This window comes from Dolichospermum sp. UHCC 0259 (assembly GCF_009711935.1).
Taxonomy (GTDB): Bacteria; Cyanobacteriota; Cyanobacteriia; order Cyanobacteriales; family Nostocaceae; genus Dolichospermum.
On record NZ_VIKX01000125.1, the window covers coordinates 1 to 25,130 of the forward strand.

General features: G+C 39.4%; 25 protein-coding genes and 1 pseudogene. 10 read left to right on the forward strand and 16 right to left on the reverse strand.

What is annotated here, in order from left to right; translation table 11 throughout:
- Positions 1-9: 9 nt before the first annotated feature.
- The 8 genes from FJR05_RS10080 to FJR05_RS10115 all read right to left on the reverse strand — a co-directional run bounded on the left by FJR05_RS10080 (position 10) and on the right by FJR05_RS10115 (position 4,888).
- Entirely contained in the window at positions 10-219 is a 210-nt protein-coding gene (locus FJR05_RS10080; RefSeq protein ID WP_168643976.1) for a hypothetical protein, read from the reverse strand.
- Positions 220-230: 11 nt separating this feature from the next.
- A complete protein-coding gene (locus FJR05_RS27940) occupies positions 231-2,372 on the reverse strand; it encodes a hypothetical protein (protein WP_168643977.1) in 2,142 nt (713 codons plus the stop codon).
- 51 nt (positions 2,373-2,423) lie between these two features.
- Positions 2,424-2,642, reverse strand: coding sequence for a hypothetical protein (locus FJR05_RS10090; protein ID WP_168643978.1), 219 nt, complete (start codon positions 2,640-2,642; stop codon positions 2,424-2,426).
- 16 nt (positions 2,643-2,658) lie between these two features.
- Positions 2,659-3,279 (reverse strand): hypothetical protein, encoded by a 621-nt coding sequence (locus tag FJR05_RS10095; protein ID WP_168643979.1) that lies wholly within the window; start codon positions 3,277-3,279, stop codon positions 2,659-2,661.
- Between the two features lie 68 nt (positions 3,280-3,347).
- Positions 3,348-3,497 carry a hypothetical protein gene (locus tag FJR05_RS10100; RefSeq protein WP_168643980.1) on the reverse strand — a complete coding sequence of 50 codons (150 nt, stop codon included), beginning with the start codon at positions 3,495-3,497 and terminating at the stop codon, positions 3,348-3,350.
- Positions 3,494-3,658, reverse strand: coding sequence for a hypothetical protein (locus tag FJR05_RS10105; protein ID WP_168643981.1), 165 nt, complete (start codon positions 3,656-3,658; stop codon positions 3,494-3,496). Before FJR05_RS10105 ends, FJR05_RS10100 begins: the two co-directional genes overlap by 4 nt.
- Positions 3,659-3,821: 163 nt before the next feature.
- Positions 3,822-4,520, reverse strand: a complete 699-nt coding sequence (locus tag FJR05_RS10110; protein ID WP_168643982.1) for a hypothetical protein — start codon at positions 4,518-4,520, stop codon at positions 3,822-3,824.
- A 5-nt stretch (positions 4,521-4,525) separates the two neighbouring features.
- Entirely contained in the window at positions 4,526-4,888 is a 363-nt protein-coding gene (locus tag FJR05_RS10115) for a hypothetical protein (protein ID WP_174783653.1), read from the reverse strand.
- A 267-nt stretch (positions 4,889-5,155) separates the two neighbouring features.
- Here FJR05_RS10115 and FJR05_RS10120 point away from each other — a divergent pair, with 267 nt between their 5' ends.
- From FJR05_RS10120 to FJR05_RS10130, 3 genes are all read left to right on the forward strand, one after another.
- Positions 5,156-5,311: a hypothetical protein gene (locus tag FJR05_RS10120; protein WP_168643983.1), complete on the forward strand. Its 156-nt coding sequence runs from the start codon at positions 5,156-5,158 to the stop codon at positions 5,309-5,311.
- Positions 5,298-5,723, forward strand: coding sequence for a GIY-YIG nuclease family protein (locus FJR05_RS10125; RefSeq protein WP_168643984.1), 426 nt, complete (start codon positions 5,298-5,300; stop codon positions 5,721-5,723). The genes FJR05_RS10120 and FJR05_RS10125 overlap by 14 nt, the downstream gene beginning before the upstream one ends.
- A 415-nt stretch (positions 5,724-6,138) precedes the next feature.
- Positions 6,139-9,162: a primase-like DNA-binding domain-containing protein gene (locus FJR05_RS10130; protein ID WP_168643985.1), complete on the forward strand. Its 3,024-nt coding sequence runs from the start codon at positions 6,139-6,141 to the stop codon at positions 9,160-9,162.
- A 75-nt stretch (positions 9,163-9,237) separates the two neighbouring features.
- Here FJR05_RS10130 and FJR05_RS10135 read toward each other — a convergent pair whose 3' ends face one another.
- Positions 9,238-9,555: a hypothetical protein gene (locus tag FJR05_RS10135; protein WP_168643986.1), complete on the reverse strand. Its 318-nt coding sequence runs from the start codon at positions 9,553-9,555 to the stop codon at positions 9,238-9,240.
- Between the two features lie 1,389 nt (positions 9,556-10,944).
- Between FJR05_RS10135 and FJR05_RS10145 the strand changes: the two are divergent.
- A pseudogene (locus FJR05_RS10145) lies at positions 10,945-11,073 on the forward strand (type II toxin-antitoxin system death-on-curing family toxin); the annotation flags it as partial.
- A 66-nt stretch (positions 11,074-11,139) separates the two neighbouring features.
- Positions 11,140-12,117: an alpha/beta fold hydrolase gene (locus FJR05_RS10150; RefSeq protein WP_168643988.1), complete on the forward strand. Its 978-nt coding sequence runs from the start codon at positions 11,140-11,142 to the stop codon at positions 12,115-12,117.
- Positions 12,118-12,258: 141 nt separating this feature from the next.
- Here FJR05_RS10150 and FJR05_RS27265 read toward each other — a convergent pair whose 3' ends face one another.
- Both FJR05_RS27265 and FJR05_RS10165 read right to left on the reverse strand, forming a co-directional pair.
- On the reverse strand, positions 12,259-15,807 hold the full coding sequence (locus FJR05_RS27265) for a plasmid replication protein, CyRepA1 family (protein WP_371416871.1): 3,549 nt from the start codon (positions 15,805-15,807) through the stop codon (positions 12,259-12,261).
- Positions 15,808-16,524: 717 nt separating this feature from the next.
- Positions 16,525-16,827 carry a fertility inhibition FinO-like protein gene (locus tag FJR05_RS10165; RefSeq protein ID WP_168643989.1) on the reverse strand — a complete coding sequence of 101 codons (303 nt, stop codon included), beginning with the start codon at positions 16,825-16,827 and terminating at the stop codon, positions 16,525-16,527.
- A 57-nt stretch (positions 16,828-16,884) separates the two neighbouring features.
- On the opposite strand from FJR05_RS10165, the gene FJR05_RS10170 reads away from it, so the two are divergent.
- Positions 16,885-17,445, forward strand: coding sequence for a PIN domain-containing protein (locus tag FJR05_RS10170; protein ID WP_168643990.1), 561 nt, complete (start codon positions 16,885-16,887; stop codon positions 17,443-17,445).
- 18 nt (positions 17,446-17,463) lie between these two features.
- Here FJR05_RS10170 and iscB read toward each other — a convergent pair whose 3' ends face one another.
- The 5 genes from iscB to FJR05_RS10195 all read right to left on the reverse strand — a co-directional run bounded on the left by iscB (position 17,464) and on the right by FJR05_RS10195 (position 22,469).
- The gene (gene iscB, locus FJR05_RS10175) at positions 17,464-18,741 is read right to left on the reverse strand and encodes an RNA-guided endonuclease IscB (protein ID WP_168643991.1); all 1,278 of its coding nucleotides are present in this window, start codon (positions 18,739-18,741) and stop codon (positions 17,464-17,466) included.
- A gap of 293 nt (positions 18,742-19,034) precedes the next feature.
- Entirely contained in the window at positions 19,035-19,376 is a 342-nt protein-coding gene (locus FJR05_RS10180) for a hypothetical protein (RefSeq protein WP_168643992.1), read from the reverse strand.
- 294 nt (positions 19,377-19,670) lie between these two features.
- Positions 19,671-20,267 carry a hypothetical protein gene (locus FJR05_RS10185; RefSeq protein ID WP_168643993.1) on the reverse strand — a complete coding sequence of 199 codons (597 nt, stop codon included), beginning with the start codon at positions 20,265-20,267 and terminating at the stop codon, positions 19,671-19,673.
- Positions 20,268-20,343: 76 nt separating this feature from the next.
- Positions 20,344-21,564: an ISL3 family transposase gene (locus FJR05_RS10190; protein ID WP_168643994.1), complete on the reverse strand. Its 1,221-nt coding sequence runs from the start codon at positions 21,562-21,564 to the stop codon at positions 20,344-20,346.
- Positions 21,565-22,166: 602 nt separating this feature from the next.
- Complete coding sequence (locus FJR05_RS10195) at positions 22,167-22,469, reverse strand: hypothetical protein (RefSeq protein ID WP_217385567.1); 303 nt, start codon at positions 22,467-22,469, stop codon at positions 22,167-22,169.
- A gap of 208 nt (positions 22,470-22,677) precedes the next feature.
- Between FJR05_RS10195 and parA the strand changes: the two genes are divergently transcribed.
- The 4 genes from parA (at position 22,678) to FJR05_RS10215 (ending at position 25,099) form a co-directional block, all read left to right on the forward strand.
- Positions 22,678-23,316 carry a ParA family partition ATPase gene (parA, locus tag FJR05_RS10200; RefSeq protein ID WP_168643996.1) on the forward strand — a complete coding sequence of 213 codons (639 nt, stop codon included), beginning with the start codon at positions 22,678-22,680 and terminating at the stop codon, positions 23,314-23,316.
- Positions 23,306-23,530 carry a hypothetical protein gene (locus FJR05_RS10205; protein ID WP_168643997.1) on the forward strand — a complete coding sequence of 75 codons (225 nt, stop codon included), beginning with the start codon at positions 23,306-23,308 and terminating at the stop codon, positions 23,528-23,530. The genes parA and FJR05_RS10205 overlap by 11 nt, the downstream gene beginning before the upstream one ends.
- 219 nt (positions 23,531-23,749) lie before the next feature.
- Complete coding sequence (locus tag FJR05_RS10210) at positions 23,750-23,902, forward strand: hypothetical protein (RefSeq protein WP_168643998.1); 153 nt, start codon at positions 23,750-23,752, stop codon at positions 23,900-23,902.
- Between the two features lie 555 nt (positions 23,903-24,457).
- Positions 24,458-25,099 (forward strand): bile acid:sodium symporter, encoded by a 642-nt coding sequence (locus tag FJR05_RS10215; protein WP_254446896.1) that lies wholly within the window; start codon positions 24,458-24,460, stop codon positions 25,097-25,099.
- The last annotated feature ends 31 nt before the right edge of the window (positions 25,100-25,130 follow it).

A 25,130-nucleotide genomic window follows, 5' to 3' on the forward strand; every position in this document is an offset into this window, starting at 1 on the left:
AACTGTTAATTAAAATGGTATGTCGTCATCTTCTGTAACTGTTTTTGCTCCTTCGTTCCAGACTTTCCAGTATTTTTCTCTAACGCTAAAAGCTGGGTATCCTAGCGCAATTTTAACTTGTTTCTTGATGCTATGGCTAGGGATAGATAACTCAAGATTAAGGTAAATCACTGGACTATACCAGACGGAAATTAACAAATTAAAAACGGAAATTGACATTTTATACACTCCTAAACACTAAATGATTTACTGCAAGAATTACAAGAATATCGCTGCTTATCCCCTGATTTACCATTTTTCTTAACATCCAGACTACCACAATGGACACAAGCTATATTTTGCCCTTCCTTGATAGCTTTTGACTGCCAAGGGCTTGAAACTAACCAAGATTTATTATTAGTCAATTCTCCATCTAAAGCCGGAGGAATTTCCACAAAATCGTATTTCATTCCGTCAACTAATAAAGCCAAGCGGTAATGGTTTTTAACTGGTATATCTGCATTTTGTTGGTTAAAAAACTCAGAAACTTTTGCATAGATACTAGGGATTTTAGTTTTCATGTCTTGCGACCATCCCATGTCATCAGCGTGTTTAATTGCCGTGCCGATTGCACCACCTAAGAACATTAAACTCATATTCTGTAACTCATCCCACTGCCAGCCCTGTTTGCCACATTCAGCACTTTGACCTATAAGGATCATCTTCATTTTTCTGTGGCGTATCTCTGTCCATATTTGGCTAATTCCTGCTTTTTGTTTCTTGTCGAAAGTTTTATCCGTCTCATCAAAAATACCCATTACTGGGATATCTGGATTAAATGATTCATTGTTCTTTCTATCATTAAATTCCTCTATGAATTGTTCTAAAACTCGACTAGCTTCTGTAGGACTTTTAGCTATTTTTGGACAATTCCAGTAGTCCTCAAATGAACCATGTTGAGGGTCAGATAGCCACAGTTCCCAATTCTCCCAATGGTTTATGTAATGCTGTAACAAGTTTTTAACCGCGATACCTTTACCGCTCCCGGTGGCGGACATTACCCTAAGAGTTGGCTTGTTTTGGTGATATCTGGTAACAATTTCACCGAACTTTGTAGAAGGTTCTATTAACCGTCGTATGTCTTCAATCGTGGCTTGTTTCTTCTCTACCTTACGCAGTTCAATTTCTAAGCTGACATAATTACCGCGCTCGGATTGGGAGAATTTAGGACTATTCAAACTTCCTGACAGTTCTTTGATTTTGTCTGGGTTGTTACCATCATTCAATTGATCACAAGGAATAAACCTACTGTTTCTTGATAGATGGAATAACAGTTTATAACCTTCTGAAGTGCTAGAGAAGTCAATAGCATCAAGTGTTATTCCTAACTTTGTCGAATAGTAGTTAATAATTGAATTTCCTACTCTAGCACTCTCAGAAGTTCCTACAAACTGCAACGGCTTGGATAAGTCTTGTAACTTTCCATTAAGAGAGAGTATCTGATTTTGCAAGGTTTCTAACTCTTGAGACTGCGTTAGTCCGTCGTTGACTACTTCCTGAAAGTCTTGTTTATATGCAGTAATGCAATTATCAGCAATGCTCCCAAATTCCTCCTGAATAGCCTTGATATTGTTGAGGTAATACGTTTTAACCTGTTCTAGTTTTTGGTTATGTTCATCCAGTGGGATAACATTATTAAGCTGCTTTTGTAGTTTGTCTACTGCGGACTTATACAGCTTTGCTTTTAAACTAATACCTTTATTCAAAATGTCATGCTGTATGGCTATGCAACAGGCTATTAAGTCTTCATTAGACAATTTAGAATTATCAGAAATTACCCCAATTTGCTTTGATAATGAAGCGCAATCTTGATTGAACTGGTTAAGCAGTTCGGTGATGTCTACATCAAACTTTTTAATTAACATTGGTATCAAATTATTAACTTGAGATTGTACCTCTTTTAAAGATTCTCGAAGTGTGTCAACGGCGCTATTAAAATTAATATCTTTGCTTTCATTCAACAACTGCTTAGTGGCTTTTAGGTCGCTTCTCAATGTTTCTAGACTGTCTATTAAATCTAAGTTCTGATCTGCGAGATTATTCCTATCATCAGCAAGTCTGGATAACTCCTGATGTTTGTCTGATAACATCCCCGCAAAGCTGTTAGTTTCACCTCTTAAACTGTCAATCTCTGCTAACAGTTTTGACCTCTTCCTGTTACTAATCTTTTGTGATGATTCTATAGCCAAATTAGAAGCTGCTAAACTGCCTAAACCAGATGAGATAAGGAATTGGGAGAATTGACTATAAGGGGAAAATAAGGCAATAAAACCAGTAAACGATACGCCTAAACTGCCAACTATAAACGAATTACGTAACATTTGAAAATTCATAACTACTCCTAAGAAATAAATAAAGGGTAAAATTAATTACCCTATGACAAATTACATTACGTTGAACTTTTGACGACTAGCCGCAAGTGCCTGATTTTTGACTTCTCTCATCTTTTGAGCGCATAACCAACCGTCCGTAATGGCTGAATCTTCTAGCGGACAATTACAATTATTGAAATATAAATCAATCCCTTGATTGAATTGTTTTTGATGTTTCGATGCTGCTTTGCGATTTGCTAAGGCTTCTGATTGTGCTTTCAAATTAAACATTTTAATTCTCCTAAGATTACTCTATGCTTTCGGCTTCTGATTCAATAGCTCCGATTTTGGAATCAAGTGTAAATTTTGCCAATTCTACTTGACTAATTCTTGATTCAATCAAGGATAGTTTAGCTTGCCAATATAGTTGACGGAGGGGCGTTTCGCTCTGTAAACCAGCTAACTCGATGTTTTGATGATTTAGTTTTTCTTGAGTTTGTCCTAACTTACTTCCTGCTATTTGGAGGTTTACATTAGCAACTTCAAACCCTACCATTTTGGCTTGAGTATTGATACCGTCGGACTGGTAAGTAATGTTAGCTTGGTTCATCTTCTCTGACAAACTGCCAGTTTTATAAACATCAGTATTGAGTTGAAGATTTGCACCAACTAACCTTAATGTTTCGCGCTTCTCTGAAATACTTTGAATAGCTTTATCAGCATCTATTCTAGTGGTTCTAGGAAGTGTAGAAGTATCAGCGAAAAGATTACCAGCTACATACTGGGATGGTTCAAAAGTTGCGGCTTGATGAACAGTTTTAGAAGCAATGGGAGTGGGGTCAATTGGGGTAGCTTCAGGAACATTAGCTGCTTCTCTCAAATTGTCTTGCGCGGTTTCTAATTTGGTTTTCTGGGTTCTAGTTGGCATAAAATATATGGGTAAACAAAATTACAAGACATTAACCATCGTGGGATAATTTGCAGTTATCCCATTTTTTATTGTTCTAAGACTTGGCAGATGACGGTGTGTAGAGACCTTTTAGCAGTGGAAAGACTGCGGGCAATTTCATTTTTAGGGAGAGAAGCCAACAGGCTAATTAGTTGGCTTTCGATGTTGGTTAGTTGGTTCAGTTGTTCGGTGGTCATCGCGCTACGTCCTCTTGAGTTATTTCGGCTTGCTTCTGTAGTCCCATATCCAACGGTAACAATGTATACCCTACTGTGTTGGCTGTAATTTCCGTAAATAAAATGCCACTAATGGCGAACAATGAAGCAATTAACAAGTGTGTAAGCGACTTAATAAACATTTGCAAATTCTCCTTGCAGTATAAAATTTATACTGTGTGCTAGAAAGTTGTTAAAGCCGTCAAATAGTCTAATCATCGTCATAGTCCTCAATAGGGTTAAATAGTCCCGTAATGCCCTCTAGGGTGGCGTTTATCGCGTCAAGCAATGCTAGAGGGTTAATTCTTATGCGGCGCGGTTTAATTGCTTTCCCAACTCATCTGAAAGGGCTTTTATCTCATCAGATAGGGATTGTGGAAGTTCTGGCAACTCTTGGGCTACGGGTTGTCTGGAGTTCAGGTCACGGAGTTGGTCGAATACCATAGAACGGTTCTCAAGCCGCTGTTCGCGTAGCTTCAAAACCAATTCAGAATCACGACTTTCAGAATTAGTCAGAATTTGCTCATTGCGGTAAACATTAACCAGATCGAAAAGTTCAATATCATCCTGTGCTTTAGCGATAAACTCAGTTAACGCGGTGGGAATATTTGCCCCGGTGGCAGGAGAAGAAATTGCTTTAGGAGTAGATGTGGCTATAGAAGAATTTTGTGGTTTCTGTGGCTGTTCTGTGGCTAATGGTGGGGCTGGCTGTAACTCTTGTGGGGTAGGGTTTTCAGGTGTTGCAGTTGGTTCTAGTTGCGGCTGTTCTGTTGCTGGTAATGCCTTACTTGTGGCTGTAATTGTGGCTAAAACCTGTTCGGCAACAGTTACGGGAATAGCTTTCACAGAGTCAAAATCATTGGGCTGAAACTCCATTAAAGCCAGTCTGAATGTCTGTTCTGATAGTTTGTTTTGAGTGCAAACATCAGATATAGCAACGGTTTCAAAGGTTTGAGACATAATGTCAGTTGTTTTGGTGGTTTTCCGTCTTGTGGTAGTTGCCATAGGAGTTATGCAGATAATTGGGTAAGGTTTTCTTGCGCTTTACGGTACGTATAGATACTGAAATAATTAGGATTTTTACTGATTGCTTGACGTACTCGGTTAGCACTGGCTAATTGATCCATCAGTCTACCAACTCGGACTAAAACCCAGGATTGGTAAGGACTTAACGGGCTTTCTATGTCTGGATTCCCTTCTGAATCTTTGGGGTAAGCTTCTCTAAAAGCAGCTATTCTGTAAAGTGCTATTTGTGACCACACCCCGATAGTTGATCTAGCTATTCCTAATTCTTGGGCTAATTTTCCTTTGGTAATCGGGAAGTCGCAAAATAGGTCATGGTCGGTAGATTTAGCGTTGTTTCTGGGTTTCATGGTGATATCGGAAATTAAGCAGTAGATAATCGGCAGGTAAACGGATTTAAACGGTAGGCAATCGGGTTAATTTTCGGTAGGTTTGATTGATTGTTTCTTCGGTTTGCTTATCCTGTAAGGTTTTGAGGTGTTTTTGTGGGTGTAACGGTTGCCTATAGACATCCGTTATAAAATCGAGTATAGTACACGTGGTACAGGTTAGTCAAGTGGACAATATACTCTTTTCTGTCAATGTGGGATAATTGGAATAAATACACAATATGCACCATGACAGAACAGACAAATACTAAATTTATAAAAGTCTTCTTATCTCCTGAAACCAAAAACGCTTTTAAGGTTAAATGCGCTAAAGAAGATGTACCAATGAGTGAAAAAGCTAGGCAATTAATAGAAAATTGGGTGCAAAAAGATGGATCAGAATAACACTCTTGAATACTTGTTTTCTGACTTAGACAGCTATAACCAATTGGATATAGAGGACAAAGGTAAACTACCTAAAAAACCCGGTGTTTACGTATTATTTACTGCTAAACAATGCTTATATGTTGGGCAGACAAACAACTTAAAATCTAGATGGTCTTCACACTCACAATTAACAGGTGTGGAGTGTCGTTACCCTAATTCAAAAATCTTTTGGAGGGAAGTTAAAGAAGATTTTACCCGTCGTTGGGGTGAATGGTTCTTAACATCAAAGTTGAACCCACTACTTAACAAGCGTTGGGTAGCACCACCAGTAAACGGTATTTGGCTTGTAACTCCAGACGGTGAACCTCATGCAGTGTTGTATAGACACCAAGAAAAATTACCAGATGAGTATTATCTGGAGTTTAGTTAGAAAAAAAAATAGCTTGCCATTGATAAGTTTTTATAAACTCGAATAGCAAGCTATTTTTAATGTGTCAACTGTCTACTTAATTCTGAAACCCTTACTGGGTATGCACTTTCAAATAATTTTAAAATATAACCTACGGATAACTGGCAAATAGGCTTTGCTTATGGTATCGTGAGATAGAGAGGATTTTTTCGATACGTTCTTAGTGGGATTTACCGAAAAAATAAGGCGCGATGTTTTTTTTAGTTTGTTTACGTTGTTTTCCAGATTTTCCAATGAGACAAAAAAAAATCTGCAAACGCCCAACCGATTTAAAACCAGTTCATGTTACCGCGCTCACAGACTCAAAATTGTTATTTCAAGATTAGCACGGTTTTTTAAAGGTTGGGCAACTAAATCATCTACAGGATTTAAATTTATGTTGTCCGATAATTCCATAGTACACGAAATTACAGAAAATTACAACCCTTTATCACAATCTTCTCATAATTCGGCTTCTAATTCTGGTTCTAGTTCCGGTTCTAATTCTGAACCAGAAACCGACGTTACAAACGGTTTAACTCAGGCATTTATCGAAGCCAGGGGCAAAACCTTCCAAGCTTTAAGAGCTTTAAAACTGCCAGTATTACCCGTTGCACCAAGACAAGATCCCCACAAATACCCTAAAAGAGATAACAAAGGTAACATCGTATACGAGAACGACGGTAAAACGCCTCAGCCCGAATTTACCGGAAAAATACCTTCATTTCTTGATGAAAATGATATACCCCACAAAGTAAAACATTCTAGATATCAAAACGCATTGCCTACAAAGGAAGATATCAAAAAATGGTTTGTTAATTTGAATACTGGCATAGGTACTCTAGGCAATAAAGAAATTACCTGGATTGATATAGACAGCAAGCGTTTTGACAGTGTAGAAACGTGTGATACGGCTTTTAATAACTTACTGGAAGAATACCCAATTCTACAAAAAGCATGGCTTGAAAAGACTCAAGGCAGCGGTTATCGAATTGGGGTTAGGTTATCCTCTGAAAAGAATTTTACCCGGTTTAAATTAAGTCCAGACGGTCAGCACGTTGGCGAAGTTTTAGGAGTTGGGCAATTCACCGTACTCAGTCCCACAGTGGGAGTTGGTGGTGTTTACTCCTGTTTACATCTTCCTGAAAATTATCAATTGCCTGTAATCGAAAATCTTGAAAGTGTGGGGATATTTCCGATGTCTAAAAAATCTTCTAGCAATAATATTTGCTCAAATCCGTTGATAGAAATTATGGCAGAAACCGAAAATCTGCTAGAAGATTTAGAAGCAATAGAGTCTGAACCTTTAGATCCTTCTGATATCTCGAAAGAAAAAAACTTCGACAAACTAAAAATAACCCAAGTCACTTTTGAAAAGCTGATAAGCAAGAATAATTTAAAAGTTATTGAGGGTGAATTTGGCGAAAATGACGACAAATCAAAGTTATTAACTAGCATCGCTAGAGATGTTTTCGGTTGGGAGAATTGGTTAAAAAAGAATTTACCTGAACTGCTAACAGAAAATGCTGAGGATTTTATCGCTTTAGCAGGTAATTCCTTTGGCTATGATTCTGATAAAGTTGATCGGATTTTAAAAAGCATTGAGCGTTCATCTTGCTTACCTGCTATTCACTATAAGGGTGGCGATGATGGTTGTAGGCAAAAGGTTTTAAATCAAAATAGCAAAAAAGAAAAATGGCGTGTTGTTTCCACTCCTGAAGAAACTATCTTAATTGATTTGTTTGAAGAAGGAAAAGGCGATGTAATAAATATCGCGGGGACATTTTCCAAATACAGTGGTGAGGGTTATTACGAAAAATATAAGGATGCTGCTGTTGCAAAAGATGTATCGCAAGCTCTTAGAAAATGTTACTCAATTACGCTAAAAGGCCAGATTCACTTTAGTTACTCCACAGATGCCAAAGTTAGATCATCTATTGCATTTTCTCATGCTAATTTGTTTCAAGAGCCTCCTGAGAATTTAAACCTAAGATGCTTCAAAAACTGTACGATGGATTTTAAAACCAACCAAATCTTAGAACATTCTAAGAAGTATTATCTTACTAGCAGAATCAACCATGATTACATTCCAAATATTACAGAAGCCCCACCAAATTTTTTAAAATTTGTAGAGGTTTCTTACGGTTTAGAAAAGCTTGAAATGATTCAAGCTATGTTGGGAATGTACATTGACCCCACTACGCCTTATCAGTATTTCTTTAATCTCATAGGAGATTCAGGAAGTGGTAAGGGTGTAATGGCATCCATAATTGAAAATCTTTTTAACCGTGATGCAATAGCATCTATGCAAAGCTTTCAAGATTTAGCTACACCACAAAGAAGGTATCAATCGCTATCTGGAAAGTCTTTGCTAATGTTCTATGACTTGGAAGGCTTCCAGGATAGAAGCGGTTGGATCAACAGTTTAGTTGTCAACGAACCAATTGACTTTACACCTTTGTACTCAAATGCTAGTTCTTCTGAAAAGAGAAATATTAGGATGTTAGTTTGTTCAGTAAAGCCCATTCATGTAGGTAATTTTGAATCTGGACTATTGAGACGGATTATACCGTTGACAACCAAAGGCAAAATTAAAGATTCAGACAAAGATTTAGGCTTAAAAGATAAATTGGAACAAGAGATGAGCTTGATTATCTCTTGGGCGTTGTCTATGTCCTCAGAGAAAAGAATTGATGTTTTGAAAAATAGTGAAAACTTAGAAAGTGTTCGGGAGGCCAAGCAAGAGTTTAGACTGTCTAATAGTTCAGTTCTGCATTTTGCCAATTATGCTTTAGTGCCTAGTGCTACAAATTGGATTAGTTCAATTAAACTATACAGTGCGTATCAAGAGCATTGTATTGTTTTTGGCACTAAAGCGGTAAAGCAAGGTGAGTTTGAGAAGAAATTAAAAGCAGACTTTCCTGATTTATATAAGCAATCAGAGCTTAGAAAAAATCCTGAAACTGGCAAGCGAGATAGAAGCTCCCTACCTTCACGGATGTATGTGGAGCTATCATCTGCTTATAGCTATGATGGACACGATTCAAAATTCAGGGTGGACAAAGAAGAATTGATTGATGGGAACTTGACCGACTTGTATAACTTCAAAAAGCAAAATGTAGAGCCAACCGTTCAACCCGTCCCAACAGTTCAACCAGTTCAACCAGTTCAATCCATCGCAACCGTTGAAACCGTCCCAACACCCCAAGTAATTGCAAACGGGTCTATGGAAGATATCGTAGTCATTATTGAGGCTATGCGTGAGAAGCTGAATGATTCCCCAAAAGATATTGCTTTTGTTGGTGAAGTATTCCGTCTGTTAGGAATACCAGGGCAAAATGATTTAGAAAGAGATTTTCCAAAAACCTATAAGCTCATGAAAGGTTGCGTAATTGAAGATATCTATCCTGAAGGGTTTTAGTTAAATTAAAAACCCTCCCAGACGGTCTGAGAGGGTGTAACACGGTTTTAAACTTCCTACTCTGGACTAATTCATTTAGTCCAGCAATGAAAACTCAACTTCCAAATCAAAATTTAATTGTCCATACCAATAAACCAAATCGGTTAAGTTCCGTCTGCAAGTAATACCACGCCGATAAATTTTGTCAATCTCATGCAAAGCGTCAAATAAAAACTGTCTTTTTGCAACAATTGGGTAGTTATTTGCGAGGTTAAAAAATCGTAAACGATAATCCATTGGAACGCCGTTCCGAAAGGTCGAAGGAATTGCCATCGGTGCTAGTTTCCTGCGTTCGGAGTAACTCAGTTTTGGGGCTTTCTTAACTTGTTTAGCTTTCTTGGATTGTGTTAACATAATGGAAGATTAAATTTCATAGTTTTTTGTGCAATGGTTTCTGTTTCTTTCACAGAAGCCTTATTTTTTTATTATACACTACGTACATAATACATTTGTATGCTATAGTAAATAAAAGTGAATTTTCACTTTTTCACCTGTTTAAAAATTACTAAAAGGATTACTTTTATAATGGTCGCCACTAAAGTTAAGCCACAGCCTACATTGCAATCATCTTTGGAACAGTTAAGAGCCGAAGAAAGTCAATTAGAAGCCGATATCGCAAAGCAAAAATCAATTATTAAAGATTGGGAAGATAGTCTTAAAATCCTAGAACTTGATACAGATGTAGCAGTTACATCTGTCAAAGTTCTCGAACCGTTGGAAGTCATGAAAGCCTCTCAAGATAAGGCTTCTAGCGACTTAGAGCGTAGGTTAAAACTGGCAGAATATAAAGTAGCTTTGCAGGAATGTAAAGACAATTTAAAACGGTTAGAAATTGAATTACGTCACAAGTGCAGGAAAATTTCCGCGCTAGAAGATACTATTTATTTTGAGCAAAACTATTTACCGTTTCATGAACAGTTTCAAGCTGGGTTTACTGTATNGAAAAACTACAAAGATAGAGCGGAGTTACAAGCATGGGCGCAAACGAATTTAATCCAGAATCAACTCCTGAGTCAAGCTATGGCGACTATCGAGTTGTTGACGAAGGAATTGAAGAATCAGGGAGTCTCTTGGCACGAGTACGAGCGGAGCAATGCCGATTTGAGGCAGGAATTAACTCTCTTGCTGTCGCAGTTTCAGAATACGCCCTCCTCCTCGCCGACGTTAGAAAGTTTAGAGTTGAAAGGGTTAAAGAGCGAGATATCAGATTTGAAGGGAAGGTGGACGGAATTGGTCAATCATACGAAGAAGTTGACTACGGCTATTCAGGAGTTAGAGAAGTCTCCACTCAGAACCAAAACAATAGAGAAGGAGGTTTTTCCCTCTGATTATCAGGCTCAAAGTTATGTGGTAATGTTTGGTACTACTTTTTTTACTTTAGCTTTTTTTGTGATAGTTAATCAATTTATTCCCATGAGGATGTCTCCTGAGATTAATAGTTATTTATCGGAGATTTGGGAAAGGACTGGTTGGACTAATACTAAGTTGGAGCGGGTGGAAAAAAAGTTGGGGACTGACCGCAAATAGTCGCTATCAAAATCAATAAGTAGTCGGACAAAATTAAATTCACTCGTTGAGAGAGGGAACAGGGAACAGAGATAAACCACGTCTATTTTGAAACCCTTAGTTTTTTCAGAATTGGGTTTTATTCCCAAATCCCAAATCTTATACTCTTCCCTGTTCCCTGTTCCCTGTTCCCTGTTCCCTTTTGAAAAACTCCAGTTCTCAACTTGGATGAAGTTTAACAATTTGTTTTTAGCTAGTTTAGATAGACCGAAAAATTTGCTTGCTAATGCTGAACCTACACCTACCATATTTGATTTAGCTGCGGCTTATGGTTATGGATTTGCTAAAAACTATGCTTTTATAGACAATTGTTAGTAATTGTTAGCTTTTAGCAAAGCTGTTAATTAACCCTAAAAAACAAATTGAGGAAACATGACTTCGGTAACTCACCGTTTTATCGAAACCAACGGGATCAAGATGCACATTGCCGAACAGGGGCAGGGTCAACTAGTTATTTTATGTCACGGCTTCCCGGAATGTTGGTACTCTTGGCGACATCAGTTATCTGCATTAGCTGAAGCGGGATTTCACGCAGTAGCACCCGACCAACGTGGCTACGGACAAACTGACCGACCAGAAGCAATTGAGGCTTACGATATTTTTCAACTGGTGGGCGATATCGTTGGTCTGGTTAATGCTTTAGGCGAAGAACAAGCATTTATAGTCGGACACGATTGGGGTGCTGTCGTGGCATGGTATTGCGCCCTACTCCGTCCAGATATGTTCCGCGCTATCACCTTGCTCAGTGTGCCTTATCGCCCCCGTACCTGGGAAGACATCCGACCAACAGAAGCAATGAAGCTGATGGCAGGTGAGCAGGAGTTCTATCAGCTATACTTCCAAGAACCAGGCAAGGCTGAAGCGGAACTAGAGTCTGATGTTCGCACAACCATCCGAACAATTCTCTACACTGCTTCGGGAGATCCACCACCTTCCAAGCGTTGGCGTTTCCTGTACAACAAGTCGGAGAAGTCATTCGATATAAGTTCCGTACCAGATAAGCTTCCTGATTGGTTAACAGAGCAGGATATCGACTTTTTTACCTCTGAGTTTGAGCGCACTGGTTTCCGGGGAGGGTTGAACTGGTATCGAAATATAGACAGAATCTGGGAACTAACACCATTCCTCTGCGGGGCAAAGCTTCACCAGCCGACACTGTTTGTGGCAGGAGATGCAGATGCAGTAATTACGATGTACCGTGAAGCGTTTGACATTTTAGAGCAGAATGTACCCAACTTAAGGCAGAAGGTACTGCTACCGGGGGCTGGTCACTGGATTCAGCAAGAGCGCCCAGTTGAAGTCAACAAACTGCTAATCCAGTTTTTGACAGACTACCAAATTGACAAGTAGGTGCAAGAAACTGCAAACAATGTGGGTTTCAATGATTAATACGTACCTGCCACTGTCACCCCAATTTATATTTGGCGTTCTATGAGTTTGTGTCCAGGTGTCGATGATTCAGGTGTCCATGATTGATTTATTAATCTCTTATTATTGCGGGTGGACACCAACAGATATATTTTCCTTGGTGGACGCACTCGTGGCTTCATCCCGTTGTAGCCACCCTGAGAAAATAGTTTCCCGTTCATCTTGGGGTGGAACAAACTTGTAAACCCGTTCCCGGTGTCCCCTTGTCCCAAACCTGCCCAGATAAGACAGCTTCATCCCCAACTTTTTCAGGAACTTCTGGCAGATAGCGATCGCACTATCTTTCTCAGAAATAGAAATCCCCAGGTAATTCTTAATCACCTGCTTATGTTCCACAGCCAGCAAGCGCAATTTCTGCAACTCTGGGTTAGAACTGCGAAACTCCACATCAGCATTAAACAACTGCGAAATATTCAATTCTTCCAATAACATCACCGCAGGTAGTATCTGCCCTCGGTTGAAATCCGGCTTCCAAATCGCATTATTATCCTTCTCCACCTGGGCTTTAGCCCTCTTAGCATCACGGACTACCAAAAACTCACGCCCCAGGCTTAAATAATAATGCAGCCGCAACTGTGGATACCAACCAGCATCATCCTTACCCACCAGTTCCGGTGTCACGTCCACCCCATAACGTTCGGCTAACTTGGCCTTACGTTCCTGTTGACGTTCACTCTTAGTCTTAGATCTTTTCTCTTGTAACTTATCGAATTCCGCTTTGGTAAGTGTCTGAGCTGAAGCAACTTCTTCACACTCAGTCGTTTGTAATTCATTAACAGCAGTTTTTACTTCATTCACTATCTGCTCATTTGCAACCGAGTTCAATACCTGCTCATTTGCAACTGAGTTCAACATCTGCTTATTTGCCACAGAATTCAACTCAGAATCGTCAAGAATTGTACAGCCATCAGCCGCTAATTCTTGTTTATGACGTGCCGCTAAAGATACTAACTCAGAAGCATCAAGGACTGTATAGCCATCATCTGCCAAACCCTGTAACACAGCATTACGGTAACACTTCATTTGGGCATTAATCACACAAGCCCGTCTCGCCCAACTTTGGAGAGATTCAGGCTGGAAATTTTCATCTATATAGCTGTAATCAGTATTATCTGCTGCCGACAACAGAGCAATATTCGCCCGCGTCATTGCGTGTTGACTGGCTAAAAGTACCCCCATCGAGGTAGAACCATTGCCAATTACTTCTAGACCCCATTCTCGCACCCAGATATGGCGGTCAACCGTTTCTCGCAGTCGTGCCAGCATCTGCCGCACCGAATTCACCGGCTGTACCCCCTGGAAAATCCCCCAAACTGCTGAGAAATGGGACTTAATATCAATAGATACCCCAGTTTCTAGGCTAGGTGAGGTGATCACTAAATCATATTCCGTGAGAATTTCGTTGAGGTGAGCAATACACCCATAAGCAGGATGATTGGGGTCTTTCACTGTTTCTCCATCAATTCGCAAAATGCGTAAGTGCGGGAATTTGCTCTGGTAGCGTTTTTCTAAAGCCTGTGTTCCCCATTTTGATGTCATCTTCTGGGCAGAACAGCACAACAGATGATGCCCACCTTGAGCAATAGCCATATCTAGTGCCGCAATTAAATTTCTGGGGTCGTTACCTTGGTAGTTGTAGCAGTTGCCAGATTCAAGCTGGTAGTCATTAACAATTACAAACGGTTTAACATGAATTCCTCCAGCTAAGGAGAGAATATAATTGATATCCGCATCACTAATATCCGCAGAAGAGAGATAGATTTTCCCCTGGGGACTGCTGAGGACGTTTTGAACTAATTTTTTCAGATTGTCAAGGACAGCAACACGGCGTTTAGCTACTTCAGTGTCGGAATTTAACAAATGCCAAAATACTTGGTCGGCTTCGTCGATGATGACGATATCATTAGACCAGTCGTTGGGATTAAATTTGGCTTGGCTATTGCCATGTAGGGAGTCAATACATACTCCGTAACCGAGTAAGTCCCCTGTTTCTGAATCGTGAATTTCTGTGACGTAGTTAACGCCAAAACGATTGCACAGGGCTTCACCTAATTGAATGCGGTGGGTGATGACCAGTACCCTCTGCCCTCTTTCGTGTGCCTTGGCGACTTCTAGGGTGAGCGATTCGGTTTTACCTGTGCCTTTGGGGGCTTTGAGGATGATGAGTTTTTCACTGGCGGGAATGAGAATTTCTCCCAAAAATCTTTGGTTAAGTGAGAGCGCTGGAGGATAGGTGAGCAGAGTAGACAGCCGGATCTGCCACATCTCTAGCACTTCGGCTGTGTTGTACAGGACGTGGAATGCGTCTTCACCTTTGGCAGCAATATAATCATCAACTCCTTTCAGGCTGAGGGTCTGAGGTGAGGGAAGCCGCTTTGGATTTGAAGAGGGGGTTGTTGGGATCAAGATTTGTTTGTTTGAAGCATAAGCTGATGTAATAGATATCTGCTGGTTTGAAGCAAAATCTATTGGTATGGAGTTTTGTTGATTTAAATCAGAATCTATTGATATACAGCTTTGTTGAGTTGAATGAGAAACTGTTGGTATGGAGTTTTGTTGATTTGAATCAGAAGCTGATGTAATAGAAGTTTGTTGGGTTAAATCAGAATCTGTCGATATAGAGTTTTGTTGAGTTAGGGGAGAAACTGATGTAATCGAGGTTTGCTGATTTGAAGATAAAAATTCTTCTCCTCCTATTCCCTTGCTCCTCTCCTTCTGGGTTCCCCCGTTCAGCGTCAGAAATTCCTGCTTGGCCGACTGCTTGCGCCCCTGCGCCCCTGCGCCTCTGCGCCCCTGCGCCCCATCATCTTGGGGTAAATCTATTACCCTAACTTCACAGCCTGCACCAATAAGTAAGCTACCCATGCGGTTAATAGCAGTTCTTACCCGTTGGCGAGTTTCTGCTTTGCTGTCATTGTCGAAACAAATATTTACTTGTCTGCCCATCGCGGCAAAGTGTTGGATATCGGGAATTAGGTGGGGCTTACCAAGGGTGTTACCATCTTCATCTTTGGGGGTGCGGTAGCCACCGTTGACTCCCGGTAGGGCAATTGCCGCATACCCAGCAGTTAATAATGCTGCTGCTTTTTTGACACCTTCCACAATAGTTACTGGGACGTTGTGTAGCCAAACCCAGTGCCAGAAGCCACCAGGGTGCTGTCTATCTTCTTCTGTAATGGGTATGCCGCATCGGTCTGAGATTTTTGCCCATATTTCATCGGTGACGTATAGGAAGAATGCCCTAGTCGCTTCTTTGTAGGGATGCTCGTATTTAATTTTCTTATGAATCTTTTGATGGTCACGCCGGGGCTGGTCGGGTTTAAAGCACCCCCATGGCATTGGCTGGTAGTTGTTCAGGGGGTCAACGCCGTTACACCACCAACCTCCATGTTCGATATGGCGGTATTTCTTTAAGTCCCCATCCCGTAAGCGTCCGTCGTTGCGGCGGGAGATGTTGAGGCTGTAGAGCAGATATTCATAGGGTGTGGTTCCCGAAAGCGATCTGAGGTTGAGGGCAATGATTTCTGGGTCAATGGCACTTTCTAACCATTCGTCCCTATGAGCTTGGTCAATTTCTGGTGTGGAGATGAAAATTTGTTGTTCTGTTAACACTGTAGATACCTCTTGATACTTGGTTTACTGAGTATCAGAGGGGGTAATCGTGTTGCTCTTACATATTTATGAGATTTGCTGCTGCTTCTTTCTGGGTTGGCTTATTTTTGGCGAGAAATAAAGAATCTTGGGACTTACACAGGTTGTTTGAAAATTTGGGTTAGGGGTGGAGGAAAAATTGCTAAAACTCTTACTACACGCCACTTTCTACACTTTATATCCTGTTTCAAACAGTAATCTTGGTGGGTAAATCCTCAGTCAGATTATTTATTTTCCAAAATATTCCAGTCGGAAGGTTTGAAATGTCGCAGCAATCAATATAATATAGGAGAACAGCTTTCCCCTGTTGGGAGAGCAGCACAATTTAATCTCAAGAAAGCCAATTGGTGGGGCAAGCGGCCAAACTTAACACCACTTCTTCGGTTTCTTTGAAATTTACCCGCTCTGATTGAGCAAAGTCACAATATGCCATTTGTATGGAAGGACAAAGCGTGTACTAGTTAGTATCGTTTTGTCCTTTTGGCATTTTTGGCGATGTTATCTCTTCACTTATATCTTCACCTCCCTTACTTCCCTTACTCGCTTCATTTAAGTATTAGCAAGATCATACAGAACTTTTGCACTCATGCAACCTAACATTAGTTTGATTTTTAACTTTTAATGTTGCTACATCTGTTTATGCAAGCTGTGATTATCTACCTGTAGTATAACTGTTGCTCAAGTAGCAGTAGCCGCATCTGCGGCTGGTGTTTTTGGTTTTTTCTCAAAAGTCTGGATATTAGGCTCTAACAGGACAAAACCGTTATCGGTGGCTTCTCCCAACTTGCCAGCAATCGCTCCTACCCATTGAGGATAGTTAGCTTGGGCATCAGTCAGTTTCTTCCAAACTTTTGGCTTGACTGTGACGCTAATAATCCGACCATCGCAATCAATCTCGAACTGTTGCCACCCGTTTTCTATGGTCTTGGCTTCTGGCAACTCACTAATTTTGATTGTTACTTCTAATTTTCCTGTAATCATAATTACCTCAGCACAATTTTTCCAGCATAATGCAGAGATTACCCCATTAAATAAATAATGACTCAAGAAAAGACAACCAGCATCATTCATCTGTGCCTCGACCTCAATATTTGGTATTCTGCTCTGCTTGCTGACCGATTAGACAGGCAAGGCACAGCAACTCAATCTCTTGTGGAAATTGCCAAACAGGGTGTTTGTAGCCTGGGACAAGTGCAACTTGTTATATCTTGGGGAATGTTAAACCGTCTACGCCTAGCGTTGCAAAGGGATTTGAGCATTCCCCAGTCAGCTATTGACTTATACATTAGTGTTATTGGAGGATATGCCCAGCTTGGTCCAGCCGGTGGGGGTCCTCAATTATCCTTGGGTGGTACTGGCATTATTGCATTACAAGACAGCGAAGACGCTCACGTTCTTGAAACTGCTTTGGCAGGTCGAGCAACAGTGCTAGTAACAGCTAATTTTGAAGATTTTATATCTAAAGATACAAATATTATTGTACCTAGACGGCACGCTATCCATTTTTCCCCTGCTCATGCTTTCCATATCGCTCATCCTTACTTGATGATGGAGTGGATACGGGCTGGACAAATTCCGTCTCTGCATTTAATCTCATAAAATTGTAGTTTTCCGTAGTCAAACGTAGCTATATCCGTCACTACAATGAACCTTAGTAATATCTTTCATTGTTGAAAATTCAACTCTAAAACCATTGATAACAATCTCACATCCGTTTTTTGTGGGAGTTTTAACACGACTTACATACCTTCCAGAAGTTATGTTTTTACGATCTTTGTGCAAAGTAACCTTAACAAAATCTCCTGTAGAAACATGAGTGAATATTTTTTTAGGCTCGGTGCAAGGAAAACCAAATTTATTGATCCTACAGAATCTTCTGCAACTATGCCCCGTGCTTTTTACTGTTAAAATTTTTGTTGTAAGTATTTTGAGAGTTTCAACTTTCCCTACACAAGCAGCATCAATCCAATGAGTTTTAGGCAATCCTAAACGAGTTCTATTAAACTTAGTTAAACCTCCTGAACCTGTTGTTATAGGTAATCCAGTTTCTTTTAACTTATTAAATAAAGCCCATCTCGTTGAATTTACAGCAGACGCATCTTTTAGTGGACGCTTGGCTTGGGATAAAATTTGCTTCAACAACTCAGGCTTTTTTACTAAAAACTTCTCAATATCTTGAGTACCTTTTTTGATATTGCATTTCTCACAAGCTAGACACAAATTAGAAATTCTATTAGTTCCTCCTTTGGCTTTTGGTTTAATATGCTCAACTTGTAAAGGGACATTTTCAGCAGTACAGTATGCACATTTTCTATTCCATTTATTCAAAAGATATTCACGGACTTCATACCCTTGTAACTCTCCCCGTTGATACTCAAAGCCTGATATCTCCGGGTTTTCTAGCTGCTGTAGGTCAAACCTAGCAAGCTCTTGAACTATGTCAGTTATTGGGGCAAAATTACATAATCTTTTGACCCAAGTGTTAATAGTTAAAACTCTATGGCTTAAAGAAGGTGCTAACCAACCTTGAGGTTTAGTGCGGTTAAGAAATCTAGCTTGACGATAACGAGTATGTCTAGAACGTCTTCCTCGCCTTACTCCTTTTCGAGTTTCTAGGCTTTCTTTAATAGCTAAACCTCTGTGTTGTAATTCCATACCCCAGATGACTTTATTATTTTGAACTAACGCAAAACCTGTAGTTTTACTCCCTGGATCTATTTTTAATTCAATCGGTTGAGTTGGAACGTCAGATTTAGGTTCTTTCAAAATTATGGTAAATGGAAATCTTCTAAATACAGCAGCTTTTTGTTGATTTAATAAAAAACGTGCATCTCCTGGATGGATTGGAGCAAGTGGTTTTTTGTTGGTATCCAGAACTAGAACAAAATTAGACATTTAAATTTCACCTTTTCAGGGTAATGTTTGCTTCAACCTTGTTATCTGAGCTTGTTATGCTAAATACACTATCCTTGCGGATTGTTTAATAAGTAGCAACATGGCATGGGACTAGCGAATCCCAAGGTGTTATGACCTAGATAACGTTTACCCATTCGACTACGCTCAGGGTGGTTTGGTTCACATAAACTACAGATTACTCCGTTTATTTATGCTCTCTCTGGCATAAATTCTACAAACGAAAAAGCAGGATAACCTCTCAACAATGTTATCTTGTTATTTATCAAAGCAAGTTAGCGAGTTAAAGCAACTGCGGCTTCAAGAATGTCGTCTTCAGTTTTGATTTGCTCCAGATTATCCACATTTAGATGAGAAATAATCTGCCGATTCGCCACCTTATATTGAGCGTGCAACAGGGTGCGTGTGATCTCTCTGGTTATTTCTTCAAAATCAGCAGGAGAGGCAAGTGCGTCAATTTGCCACAAAGCAGCACGCGCTTCTGGAGGAAGACCAACAAAAAACTTCAGAGCCATTCCGGCAATTTGGGAGGTTCGCCGTTGTTCCATCTTGGCTAGATGGGTAACACGGTTGGCTGTTTCTATATCAATATGAGCAGATATTGTTTTTCCGGCCATACAATCCTTAACTTAAATAGCAGTTTGATAGAAATTATAGTTTCTATAGAAATTATAGTTTCTCTGACTCATATAGTTGTAAAAAATATAGACAAATATCTTTTACTTTGAAAGTTTTACAGGAGTTCGCGGTAAGCGTAAAGCTCAGTGGCTTTAGCCCTGAGAGTGTCAATGGGAAAACTACAATCCCCTTTATCCCATCTGCTTTCATCATTAGGGATTGCTTTTGGCGAGAATATTTAGTGATTCATTGACATCTGCGTTTTTAAGAATGCTCTGGGTGATTTTTGCTGATTATTTTTGGTGAGACTCATTATTCTTAACTGGGAAGTATCGACGGTTATTAGGTGGTTTCTTCCAGCCCGTCAACTCAAATAGGTACTCATCAGGGTCAAGATTAAGCATCGTTGCCCATTGATTAATTGTACTGCCGTTAATATCTATTCTTTCACACAGATCAGTCTTGGTAAGTCCAAGTTTTACATCTTCATCAGAATACGAAAACTTAATTTGTCCTCTGGGAATATCTTCTACCTTCTCTTTCAGAGATGATAACCCCGCATTGATAAGGGCTTGCCGTAGTTCATCAATTTCTGTTCTGAGTGAGTTTATTTCATCATTAAATTCGCTTTGTTGTTCAGCGACAGTTGCCTCTAGGCTATCTATTTCCGTGGTTTTGACCTTCAGCCACTTCACCTCTTGTTCGAGGTTCTCTGGCATAACTTCAATCGGGATATTACCCTCAAGGTAATGCTCAAGTATAATAGTCAGAGCTTGAGATGCTTTCTTGATTTTGTGTTTTTGCATCCACTTTTCCAAACTAGCGTAGAGGCTAAAATCCAGGTAGGCAGTGACTTTAGCGTGATTGTTCAACCAGTCTTTAGTCGCCATGTACTCTGCTTTATCTAGTGGGGGTATGTGAAAGTTAACTACATTTTAACAAATACAACTGGCTCTTGCGTCCCTTTTATGGAGAATTAATACTAAAGTGCCAGTTTAATAAACTACGTAATCTAAAATTACTAAAGTTACGAAATCCATATCCAAGTCTTTTGATTAATTTGAGTTTATTATTAATTCCTTCTACAGTACCACTGGTAGTTCTGCCATCAAAATAACCTACGACTTCACCAAACCATCTAATCATTGTTCCTATACTTTTGGGGAAATACTTCATTCCATCGTGCATCCAATCTAATAACTTCATTATGCTTTCGCTCCAAGACTTAGTAGATTCAAATATGTCTCGAAATTCTTCTTTTAGGGCGTGCATTTTTGCAAGAATGGGGGAAACTTCTACAACATTACTTAATCTTTCTTTTTGTTGTTCATTTAAGGAATCTTCATTTTTTATTAAGCTATATTTGCTTTTATTTAATCCTGCTAATATTCGCTCTCGCTCTGATTTATCATCTAAATCCATAGCGGCTTTCTTTTCAGATTTACGCATAGCATCTAATTCATCATTTACTTGTTTCATTACGTGAAATCTATCAGCAGTTATATTTGCATTTGGCATTAATTCCTGTACCAAACTTTTATAAGGTGACCAGAGATCCATACTCACTTCAACTATTTGTTCAAGTACCTGAGATCCCCATTTGACAATAACTTCGCGTATTTCCTCTATTCTTCTTGACTTTACCAACTCAATTGGTTTACGAGTATCTAAATCTACTAATACTGCTAAATAGTTTCCTTGACCTTTCACCAAAGCAATTTCATCTATGCCTAACCTTTTTACCTGACTTAAATTAATGTTTAATATTTGTGATACTTGTGATTTTAACATTGATTCAACTTCTTCATCGCTCAAGTCATTTCTTTCGGCAACACTATGAATATTACTGTCTAATACTTGTTCAACTATATTCATGGCTAATCTTTTAGTATATCCTTTACTTTTATCCACAAAGTTTAGCTGTTCACTAAAGACCTTTTTACATTTATTACATTTGAATTGACGGCGATTTATTTTTAACAATATTGGTTTTTCACCCCAAGATAAATCATGAATCATCCGCCAATGATTTTGATGTATGCTATAGGTAGTTTTTTCACAGTTTGTACAAGTAGAATAGTTGGCAGCTTTTTCTATTGTTATAATTACTCCTGCCCCTTCAATTTCTTGAAAATCTAACACTTTCATCTCTGGGAGATTGAGAATTTGATCTACGCTAAATTTCATAACTATCCCTAAAACTTTTGTATTTGATAATTATGATTATAATCTTATGCTTATTGACTTATGCCTATAAGTTTGCAAAGCTTTACAGTGATGGAGTTTTCAGCTTTTTAAATTTTAAATTTGTCTGCATTAATTTTAGTGTCTTTAGTTTTCTCCATAAAAGAGGCGCAAGAGCCATACAACTTAAAGTCAGTTACTTATAATTTAATGGTAGCGTGCTATTTGGTTTTAGTAAATTACTGTATTGAGTTAATAAAACTAAAGTAACTGACTAAAAATATCAATTATCTTACTTTAGATATATAAACTCTAGTTAGTATCTTACTCAGATTAAATAAGGCAAGCAGTGTCGAGCTATTATTAATTAAGTAAGTTACAGATAGCAGATAATTTACCTTACAGTAAGGTAATCATTTGAAGAAGTGGCTTGCTTTAAGTTACTTGCAATTTATTAGTTAATTAAAATGCCTTACGAAGTAAGTTACTTTAGCTTTTATCCAGACACAAAGCGGGTTTTATCTACTTGGTGGTGGCACAATAGGCACTTTGAGTAGAGAGGAAGTGGAAGCTATGTTGGGACTGTCTACAAGAAAAGCCAAGCTTCACTCCTCATCTGAGTACATACTTTTGCGGCTGACAGCATAGTCGGATAAAAGTGGTGTATTGAGATCGTGACTATCTGCCCACTCCCGAAAAGCTTGTGACAATTGATTTGGAGTAGCAGTCTCATACAAAGGACGCTCCGCTTGTGCTTTTACTAACCGCTTAAGCATCGTATCAAGGTATGGCTTAATTTGCTCAGGACTCAGAGTTGTTATCCTCACCAGAACCTGGGTGATTACCTCGATGTCTTCTTTGTGGGCTTCCTCAAAATGACGAAGCATCTCCGAAACTTGACTGTTCATAAGCATAGGTTTGGATATAAGCTGTTTTACTCAAATATGTTATGGAATTAATGCTTGAGTGTTTACTCAAATGAAGTTTTACTCAAATATGTTATGGAATTAATGCTTGAGTGTTTACTCAAATGAAGTTTTACTCAAATATGTTATAGAATTAATACTTGAGTGTTTACTCAAATGAAGTTTTACTCAAATATACTGGAGTCCTTATATGACAACAGTTATCGCCGTCCTCAATCAAAAAGGCGGTTCAGGAAAAACGACCATTGCCACAAATCTGGCTCATGCACTGCAACGGGACGGGAAGAAGGTTTTACTGGTTGATTCTGACCCCCAAGGTAGCACTAGAGACTGGAATGAAGCTAATGGCGGTAATATCATTCCGGTGGTGGGACTGGACAGGGAAACATTAGCTAAGGATTTACAAGCGATTTCTCAGGGCTATGATTTGATTGTCATTGATGGTGCGCCACAAATTGCTAAACTCAGTGCGGCGGCTGTTAAAGCTGCGGATCTAGTTATTATTCCGGTGCAACCCAGTCCCTATGATATTTGGGCTTGTGCTGACTTAGTTGATATCATCGCCGCACGCCACGAAGTTACTGACGGTAAGCCAAAAGCTGTTTTTGCTATCAGTCGTGCTATCAAAAACACCAAACTCAGTACAGAAATTAGTAACGCCTTAGCAGATTATAAACTACCTGTACTAAAAGCAGGAACTACGCAACGGGTAGCTTATCCCACTACAGCCGCTGAAGGTTTAACTGTATTTAATGACCCCAGTAGTGATGCTGCTAAAGAAATTGATGCGATTAAAAAGGAAGTGTTGGAGGTTCTTCATGGTGCTTAAGGCCAAGAAAACACGCAGGGAACATGAGCTAAAAAATTTGGCTATGGAGGAAGCTGGCAAAGAAGAAACTACGCGCCTCAATGCGGAAATTCCCGTCAGCTTGCATAATAAAATCAAGATCCGAGCCGTTGAGGAAGGCAAGGGCAGCAGCATTACCAGTATTGTGATTAAAGCTTTAGAGGCATATATAGGTATTCCAGTTCAGAAAGATTGAGTATTTACTCAAATACTCATTAGTTTTGCTGCTGATTTCAGCTACGCTATATAGGTTCATATAGCGTAGCTCACAGGATAAACGCGGAATGTGAGAAGTTCAGTGCTTCGACAAGCTCAGGAACCATCATTTTATTGCTGAGAAACTTAAGCTTACAGCTATTGTTTTTTAGTTTTGAGTTAAACAGATACAGCTAGATATTGTTAGGAGAAATACAACATGGGTGAATCCAAACGACGCAAAATGTTAGACCAAAACACCCAGTCAATTGTCGAGAGACTGTTCTGGCGGGATCAATTCGGACCCATTGATGCACAAACTATTGAAAATAATTTATTACTATCTGACTTTTCCCGTTATCTTTCTAATTGAGCGATTCCTACGGAGCGCTTCGCTATCGCCCAGTATAACCCCCGCTCCAAAGTCCTATTTTCTCGTTGATTATTTTCATTAAAGGTCGCTTGTTGAGAATTAGGCTATAGTCTAAAACCCTTGTTAATTGGGAGTTTCACGACTTAACGGGAAAGGTGTCAAATGAGCATCCGTGCAGAAACTTACGCTAAGACTATAACCATTGCTGTGTAAGCATTCTGTCCATCAATATTTTTCGCAATTCTCGATGTACCAAATAACCTATAGATTATTTGGTGCAACAATTTAATACGGTACAGCAAGGGGTTGAAGCTCCTAAATTTCCAAGACTTCAATTGGTACAGTCTTATCTGTAGCGATCGCTTGGCCACTATCACCCCTATTTCCAGATATCTTAACCAGCAAACTGTTTAAATGGTTGAATCCTCCCAAATGTAGAGGATTTAAACACATTTGGATTTGAGCATATATATAGGCGATTTGTTGTCGTGACTCAGTGCGATTTCGGAATTTTTTAGTGATTTTTTATCACCCAGGATCAATCATTTGAAAGCCATGCACCATCCTTTATTGCTGATTTTCGTTAAAATTACGATTTTTTCTTTGATGTTAGCCATAGGATGCAATCTCTGTTTTGAAGAAATGCTTTCCCTATGGCGAAAACCTGCTTTACTATTCCGTGCGCTTTTAGCCGTTGTGGTGCTAGTTCCTGTAGTGGTTATTCTACTGCTAAAACTGTTTAACTTACCAACCGAAGTAATGACAGGATTAGCCTTGTTAGCGGCTTCTCCAGGTGCGCCTCTGACCACAAAAAGAGCGCAAATGGCTGGATGTAGATTTTCGTACTCAGCCAGTCTTCAATTAACTCTCGCCATACTAGCAGTTTTAATTACTCCCGTTACCTTGGGGATTTTTTTCAGCCTATTTCAGCATCTTGCAGAAAAAGTGACAATTTTAGAAGTAGCCCGACAGGTGATCATGGTACAATTCTTGCCTATAAGTATCGGTCTGTTGCTGCAAAAGTTTCTGCCTCAATTTGCCGAAAATATCGCCCAACCTTTAAATTTTATTGCTGATATTCTTTTTTTGGTGCTGGTTATTTTAGCGTGTATTTTAGGGATTCCTCTGTTTTTCCAAGTTTGGGGATTACCGATAGTTGTTATTATCATCATGGCAGGGCTATTTCATTCTAAATAATTGCTTGAGTGTGCTAAGACCAAAACCAGCG

Excerpts from the sequence above, each read along its gene's own strand:
- FJR05_RS10080 (WP_168643976.1), bottom strand. The coding sequence starts at position 219 with ATGTCAATTTCCGTTTTTAATTTGTTAATTTCCGTCTGGTATAGTCCA.
- FJR05_RS27940 (WP_168643977.1), bottom strand. The coding sequence starts at position 2,372 with ATGAATTTTCAAATGTTACGTAATTCGTTTATAGTTGGCAGTTTAGGC.
- FJR05_RS10090 (WP_168643978.1), bottom strand. The coding sequence starts at position 2,642 with ATGTTTAATTTGAAAGCACAATCAGAAGCCTTAGCAAATCGCAAAGCA.
- FJR05_RS10095 (WP_168643979.1), bottom strand. The coding sequence starts at position 3,279 with ATGCCAACTAGAACCCAGAAAACCAAATTAGAAACCGCGCAAGACAAT.
- FJR05_RS10100 (WP_168643980.1), bottom strand. The coding sequence starts at position 3,497 with ATGACCACCGAACAACTGAACCAACTAACCAACATCGAAAGCCAACTA.
- FJR05_RS10105 (WP_168643981.1), bottom strand. The coding sequence starts at position 3,658 with ATGTTTATTAAGTCGCTTACACACTTGTTAATTGCTTCATTGTTCGCC.
- FJR05_RS10110 (WP_168643982.1), bottom strand. The coding sequence starts at position 4,520 with ATGGCAACTACCACAAGACGGAAAACCACCAAAACAACTGACATTATG.
- FJR05_RS10115 (WP_174783653.1), bottom strand. The coding sequence starts at position 4,888 with ATGAAACCCAGAAACAACGCTAAATCTACCGACCATGACCTATTTTGC.
- FJR05_RS10120 (WP_168643983.1), top strand. The coding sequence starts at position 5,156 with ATGACAGAACAGACAAATACTAAATTTATAAAAGTCTTCTTATCTCCT.
- FJR05_RS10125 (WP_168643984.1), top strand. The coding sequence starts at position 5,298 with ATGGATCAGAATAACACTCTTGAATACTTGTTTTCTGACTTAGACAGC.
- FJR05_RS10130 (WP_168643985.1), top strand. The coding sequence starts at position 6,139 with ATGTTGTCCGATAATTCCATAGTACACGAAATTACAGAAAATTACAAC.
- FJR05_RS10135 (WP_168643986.1), bottom strand. The coding sequence starts at position 9,555 with ATGTTAACACAATCCAAGAAAGCTAAACAAGTTAAGAAAGCCCCAAAA.
- FJR05_RS10150 (WP_168643988.1), top strand. The coding sequence starts at position 11,140 with ATGACTTCGGTAACTCACCGTTTTATCGAAACCAACGGGATCAAGATG.
- FJR05_RS10165 (WP_168643989.1), bottom strand. The coding sequence starts at position 16,827 with ATGATTACAGGAAAATTAGAAGTAACAATCAAAATTAGTGAGTTGCCA.
- FJR05_RS10170 (WP_168643990.1), top strand. The coding sequence starts at position 16,885 with ATGACTCAAGAAAAGACAACCAGCATCATTCATCTGTGCCTCGACCTC.
- iscB (WP_168643991.1), bottom strand. The coding sequence starts at position 18,741 with ATGTCTAATTTTGTTCTAGTTCTGGATACCAACAAAAAACCACTTGCT.
- FJR05_RS10180 (WP_168643992.1), bottom strand. The coding sequence starts at position 19,376 with ATGGCCGGAAAAACAATATCTGCTCATATTGATATAGAAACAGCCAAC.
- FJR05_RS10185 (WP_168643993.1), bottom strand. The coding sequence starts at position 20,267 with ATGGCGACTAAAGACTGGTTGAACAATCACGCTAAAGTCACTGCCTAC.
- FJR05_RS10190 (WP_168643994.1), bottom strand. The coding sequence starts at position 21,564 with ATGAAATTTAGCGTAGATCAAATTCTCAATCTCCCAGAGATGAAAGTG.
- FJR05_RS10195 (WP_217385567.1), bottom strand. The coding sequence starts at position 22,469 with ATGAACAGTCAAGTTTCGGAGATGCTTCGTCATTTTGAGGAAGCCCAC.
- parA (WP_168643996.1), top strand. The coding sequence starts at position 22,678 with ATGACAACAGTTATCGCCGTCCTCAATCAAAAAGGCGGTTCAGGAAAA.
- FJR05_RS10205 (WP_168643997.1), top strand. The coding sequence starts at position 23,306 with ATGGTGCTTAAGGCCAAGAAAACACGCAGGGAACATGAGCTAAAAAAT.
- FJR05_RS10210 (WP_168643998.1), top strand. The coding sequence starts at position 23,750 with ATGGGTGAATCCAAACGACGCAAAATGTTAGACCAAAACACCCAGTCA.
- FJR05_RS10215 (WP_254446896.1), top strand. The coding sequence starts at position 24,458 with ATGCACCATCCTTTATTGCTGATTTTCGTTAAAATTACGATTTTTTCT.